This is a genomic window from Streptomyces sp. S6 (assembly GCF_054880855.1).
Window position 1 is genome coordinate 1 of sequence record NZ_JBTYMC010000362.1, and the last position, 6,041, is coordinate 6,041.

The following is a 6,041-nucleotide window of genomic DNA, read 5'->3' on the forward strand; positions in this document are numbered from 1 at the left end:
CGGCCCTCTGCGGCCGACGCCCCCGGCGCAGCGCACCCCGCGCGACACGGCCCCTGCCGCCCCGGCGGCGGTCCAGATCCAGGTGATCCCGGCTTCGGCGGACGGCGCTCTCGACGCCGCCGACGAGGCTGTGGACCTGCTGCTGGAGTCGGGCCGCGCCCCCGGCGAGGTGCTGGTGATCACCACCGGCGCCCAACACCCCTGGTCCGCCCACGAACTGTCCTTCGGCGAGGCGTCCTACTGGGCCCAGCACGACGCGCGTGACGACGTCTTCTGCACGGACGCCGCCCTCGCGAGCCGCGCCGCCCAGCGCCCCGTCGTCGTCCTCGCCGTCAATGGCGGTCCGGACGACGCCGTCGCCACCGTCCTGCCGCTGGCCCGTACCAAAGCGGGTGCCCTGCTGATCGTCTGCGGTGAACCGCAGCGCGTCAACGCGGTACTCGCCGCCGAGATCTGACCCGACCCCGGCGGGGCCTGCCCCACGCGTGCGCACGAACGGGGGTTTCGGCGCACGCGTCCTTCGGCGTGCCCCGACGGGGGTACTGACCGAGGGGGCGCTGCGGATCGCGTACGCCTCGTCAGGGCCTCGTACACCGTGAACGGCTGAGAGGCCGGCCGGGTTCCCGAGGGCCGCGGTCTGTCGTGACGACGCACCGCGGCCCGTCCGTCATGCCGTCCCCGGCGGGTGCTCAGCGGGCTGCCGCGCGCCTCAGGACGTCCGAGACGGCGCCGCCCGTCCGGGGGAGCGGGGGCGGTACCTCCGAGAGGCCGAAAGGTTCCGGCAGCGACTCGGAGTTGGGGCTGCGACCGCCCCGGCCCTCGCCCAGCACCTGCCAGCCGTCACGCGTGAGGGTGATGTACGCCCCGCAGCGCAGCCCGTGCAGCGTGCACGCGTCCCTCAGGCCCCACATCCACGCGCCGTCCTCCTCGGTCCAGCGCGCGTCGCCCTCACGGCAGTAGAGCAGCACCGCCGTCCGCACCGGGGTCCGCCGCCGCAGGTCGTGCGGGATCACCCGGCGCAACTGGGCGAGGAGCGCGTTGCGGAACATCCAGCCGTCGGCCGGGGCCGGGCGGCGCACGAACGAGGCGCTGGCCCGCAGCCGTTCGTCCGGGTCGAGCACGGCGACGATCGCGGTGGACGGTCTCGGCCTGTGCCGCGCGTGCAGTCCGCTCACGACCTCGCGCGGGTTGCGCAGCAGCGGAATCCCCGCCGCGGCCCACTCCGCGGGTTCGAGCAAGCGGCTGGCGGAAGCGGCGGACGCGGACGTCGAGAGCGATGCCGCCGAGGACGGCGCGAATCCGAAGGTCACGATCCTCCCTTCGGCTACGGCCCACACAGCGGGCGGGGCGAATTCGGGGGGCACACACCGCAAACAGAGCCCTGCCTGACCTCGGGCGGACCGTTACGGGGAGCGGACCTCAATTCTTGCTGTCGAACTGGAATGCGGCAACGAGCAATTGGGATCACCGACTGTTATGTGCCGTTACATGGCTTATATCACTACCCCGGGTTTTACGCGCGGGACGACGGGGACGCGAGGTGCGACACGCCGGTGTGATCCTGTACCTCCTGATGTCTGCCTCCCCAGGCGTTGGCTCAACCCTGGAGCGCCAGGACCAGCGGCATCACCCCCCGGGCACCCGCCCGGCGGAGCATCCGCGCGGCGACCGCCAGCGTCCAGCCGGTCTCGCTGAGGTCGTCCACCAGGAGGACCGGACCCTGGGCCCCGTCGAGCGCGGCGGCCAGCGCGGGCGGCACGAACAGCGCCCCGTCGAGCGCCTTCAGCCGCTGCGCGCTGTTGCTGCGGGCGACCCGGGAAGAGCCCTCCGCGTACTCCAGACCGCCCAGCAGCGGCAGCCGGCCGACGTCCGCGATGTGCACGGCCAGCGAACCGATCAGCGACGCGCGCGTACGCGAGGGGATCGTCACCACACCGACCGGGCGTGCGGGCACGTCCGCCGCGCCGGACGCCCAGCCGCCGGGTCCCTTCGCCCAGTCGGCCAGCACCCCCACCACGGCCCGCGCCACGTCGTCCGGCACCGGCCCGTCCGGCGCCTGCGGGGCGAGCAGGGGGCGCAGCCGGTTGCCCCAGCCGATGTCCGACAGCCGCCCGAGCGCCCGCCCGGACGCCGCCTGCTCACCGGCCGGGATACGGCCCTTGAGGTCCATGCCGACCGCCGCGAGCCCCGTCGGCCACATCCGGCGGGGCTCCACCTCGACGCCCGCCCGGTCCAGGTCCACGCGCGCGGCGTCCAGCGCGGCCGTCGACGCGTCGGCCGTGAAACGCGCGCCCGCGCAGTTGTCGCACCGGCCGCAGGGCTCCGCCGTCTCGTCGTCCAGCTGCCGTTGCAGGAACTCCATCCGGCAGCCCGTCGTCGTGCCGTACTCGCGCATCGCCCGCTGCTCCGCCGCGCGCTGGCGCGCTACCCACGCGTAGCGGTCCGCGTCGTACGACCACGGCTGTCCCGTCGCACTCCAGCCGCCCTTCACGCGTCGGACCGCCCCGTCCACGTCGAGGACCTTGAGCATGCTCTCCAGACGGGAGCGGCGCAGCTCCACCAGAGGCTCCAGCGCGGGCAGCGACATCGGCCTCTCGGCGCGCGCGAGGACGTCGAGCGTACGGCGCACCAGTTCCTCGGCGGGGAACGCGAGGGAGGCGAAGTACTCCCAGATCGCCTCGTCCTCCCGGCCCGGCAGCAGCAGCACCTCCGCGTGGTCGACGCCGCGCCCCGCGCGGCCCACCTGCTGGTAGTAGGCGATGGGGGAGGAGGGCGAGCCGAGGTGGACGACGAATCCGAGGTCCGGCTTGTCGAACCCCATCCCCAGGGCGGACGTCGCGATCAGCGCCTTGACCTTGTTGCCGAGCAGATCCTCCTCGGCCTGCTGCCGCTCCGCGTTCTCGGTGCGGCCGGTGTACGACGCGACCGCGTGCCCGCGCTGCCGGAGGAACGCGGTGACCTCCTCGGCGGCGGCCACCGTCAGCGTGTAGACGATGCCGGAGCCCGGCAGGTCGTCCAGGTGGTCGGCGAGCCAGGCCAGGCGGTGCGCGGCGTCCGGCAGCCGCAGCACGTTCAGGCTCAGGCTCTCCCGGTTCAGCGGACCGCGCAGCACCAGCGCGTCCGACGCGGCGCCCGTGCCGAGCTGCTCCGCGACGTCGGCCGTCACGCGTGCGTTGGCCGTCGCCGTCGTCGCCAGGACCGGGACGCCCGCGGGGAGGTCGGCCAGCATCGTGCGCAGCCGGCGGTAGTCCGGGCGGAAGTCGTGGCCCCAGTCGGAGATGCAGTGCGCCTCGTCGACCACGAGCAGGCCCGTTGCGGCGGCCAGGGAGGGCAGGACGCGGTCGCGGAAGTCCGGGTGGTTGAGGCGCTCCGGGCTGATCAGCAGGACGTCCACGACGCCCTCCGCGATCTCGTCCTGGACCGAGTCCCACTCCTCCGTGTTGGCCGAGTTGATCGTCCGTGCCCGCACGCCCGCGCGCGCCGCCGCGTCGACCTGGTTGCGCATCAGCGCGAGCAGCGGCGACACGATCACCGTCGGGCCCGCGCCCCGGGTCCGCAGGAGGGCGGTCGCCACGAAGTACACCGCGGACTTGCCCCATCCGGTCCGCTGCACCACCAGCGCCCGTCTGCCCTCGGCGACCAGCGCCTCGACCGCCCGCCACTGGTCCTCCCTCAGCCGGGCCCGGCCGCTGGGGTCCCCGACGAGCCGGGCGAGGACCGAGTCGGCCTCCGCCCGCAGATCCGCGTTGCTGGTGTGCTGCATGCGTCCATACAACAGGACGGGGCCGACAACGCGGGCGGACGGCCGGGGCGCGGAGAGGGGGCGGTGGGGCGGGGCGGGGCGGTGTCTGAATCGGGGGAGTCGGCACCTGAGCCGGGGGAGGGCGGGACCTGAGTTCGGGGGAGGGGTGCATCGAGTTGGGGGAGGCCGGCACCTGAAATGACGTGTCCCTGACCGGAGTTATCCACAGGCCGAGCGAGAAGTCGCGATTCGCGAGATCGTCACCGCATGACGAATCACAGCGAAACACCTGAACCCTTCGACAACGGCACATTCGACAGCCTCGTGCCGTACGACCCCGAGACCCACGGCCTCACCCTCAAGACCCCCGCCGAACTCGCGGACGCCGTGCCCTACCTGCTCGGCTACCGCCCCGAGGACAGCATGATCCTCGTCTCCCTGTGCGAGCAGGACGGCCAGAGCCGCTTCGGCCCCCGCGGCGGACTCGGCATCCCCCGCGACCCCGGCACCTGGAAGGAGGTGGCCGGCCTCTTCGTCGAAGGACTGGTGAAGGGCGCGGAACGCCGGGGGATGCGGCCCGAGCAGATGGTCGCCTACGTCTGCCAGGAGCCGGGGCCCGGAGAGACGGCCCAAGAGGTCATGGAACGGCTGCGGCCCCTCGCCCAGTACCTGCGCGTCCAGTGCGGGCTCCTCGACATCCCCGTCATCGAGGCGCTCTGCGTCTCCGGCGGGCGCTTCTGGTCGTATTGCTGCCCCGGCGACGGCTGCTGTCCGCAGGAGGGCGCCCCGATGACCCTCCCCGGGACGTCCGTCCTCGCCGCCGCCGCGACCTACGCCGGACTCCAGGTCCGCGGCACCCTCAAGGACTTCCGGGCCCGGATGCTCCCCTGGGAGACCGGAGACGTCCGGGAACAGGAGGAGACGCTGGACCGCGTCGCGGAGGAGGTCGTCCCCCGCATCCTCGACGGCGAGAGCGCCCAGGTCGCCGAGGAGACGATGGCCCTCGCCGAACGGCTCGTACGGCGCCTCGCCGAAGCCCCCGCCGTGGGCGGCCCGCTCCTCTCCGACCGCCGGGACGACGCGCTGGTCGGCGCGGAGGAGGCGGCCCGGCTGATCTTCGGCCTCCAGGACCGCACGACCCGGGACCGCGCCGCCGAATGGATGGAGGGCGATGAGGCACTCCCCGCCCTGCGCCTGTGGCGTGCCCTGGCCCGGCGCTGCGTCCTCTCCTACAGCGAGTACGCAGCCGCGCCCCTCGCCCTGGCCGGCTGGGTGGCCTGGTCCCTCGGCGACGAACTCGAAGCGCGCGAGGCGCTCGCCATGGCACTGGGCGCCGACCCCGACTACCTCTTCGCGGCGCTGCTGCACCAGGCGTGCAACGAGGGGCTCGACCCGGAGTCGGTCCGACGGTGCCTGCGGTCGGAGCGGGAGGGGCGGCGGCCCGAGGGGGTGCGGGAGGCCGTCGTGGAGGCCGAGGTGCCGGTGGACGCCGAGGAGGCGGCACCGGCTCCCCGGCGCCGGGCGCGCTCCAGGAGCGGCGTGTCCACCGAGGCGGGAGCGAGCACGCGGCGGGCGTCCCGTACCCGACCGCCGGTGAAGGGCACGCGTCCGCGTACCCCGGGGCAGAGGGTCGTGCGGCAGCGGAGTGCTCCCGAGGAGGAGGTGATCTCCGGCGGGGAGGAGACGGCCGGGGCGGAGTGAGCGGGGGCGGGCCGGTGGGGGCGGCCGGGTGGCGGAGTCGGTGGTCGGCCGGCGGGTGGTGGGGCGGTGGAGCGGATCAGCGGGGTTCCTTCGGCGGGTGCCGGGTGAGGGAGGGGCGGTGGCGGTTGTCCGGCGGGCGTCGGGCGGGGGAGGTGAAGAGCCGGGCGCGGGGACGGCTGTCCGGTGGGTTCGGGGAAGGCGGCGTCAGGAGGCCGTTGTCCGGTGGCCGTCGGGAAGGCCGCGTCCAATGGTGGCCGTCGGGTGGCCGTCGGGAGGACGGCGTCTCGGGGTGGCTGTTCGGACGCGGTCGTACGCACCGCCATTCGGAGTGGCCTTGCGGCTTCGGGCGTGACCAGGGGGAGCCCCGTCCCGTTCACCTGAGTGGCGGAACTTCCGCGCGGCCCGCGTCGCCGTACCGCCCCAGTGCTGTCGGGGCCCCTCCCCGGCGCCGCACCCGCCCGTGGCGTACAGAGAGCAGAAGAAGTCACCGCATGCATCAACCGACTCCGCCCTCCGCCCGCGGCGGGCCCCCTTCGCCGGACCGGGACGAGATCCCCGGGCGGCTCCTGGGACGGACGCCCCGGGGACCGGCCGGCGG

General features: G+C 74.4%; 4 protein-coding genes. 2 read left to right on the top strand and 2 right to left on the bottom strand.

Translation table 11 applies throughout. The features are described from left to right. Positions 1 to 457, top strand: a 457-nt coding sequence (locus ACVNF4_RS31105; protein WP_461806223.1) for a hypothetical protein, incomplete at its 5' end; no start/stop codon positions are given. Positions 458 to 689: 232 nt separating this feature from the next. Here the strand turns inward: ACVNF4_RS31105 and ACVNF4_RS31110 are convergent. Both ACVNF4_RS31110 and ACVNF4_RS31115 read right to left on the bottom strand, forming a co-directional pair. Further along, entirely contained in the window at positions 690 to 1,310 is a 621-nt protein-coding gene (locus ACVNF4_RS31110; RefSeq protein ID WP_461806224.1) for a hypothetical protein, read from the bottom strand. A gap of 287 nt (positions 1,311 to 1,597) precedes the next feature. Next, entirely contained in the window at positions 1,598 to 3,763 is a 2,166-nt protein-coding gene (locus ACVNF4_RS31115) for a RecQ family ATP-dependent DNA helicase (RefSeq protein ID WP_461806225.1), read from the bottom strand. Positions 3,764 to 4,009: 246 nt separating this feature from the next. Between ACVNF4_RS31115 and ACVNF4_RS31120 the strand changes: the two genes are divergently transcribed. Beyond that, entirely contained in the window at positions 4,010 to 5,443 is a 1,434-nt protein-coding gene (locus tag ACVNF4_RS31120; RefSeq protein ID WP_461806226.1) for a DUF4192 domain-containing protein, read from the top strand. Positions 5,444 to 6,041 lie beyond the last annotated feature (598 nt).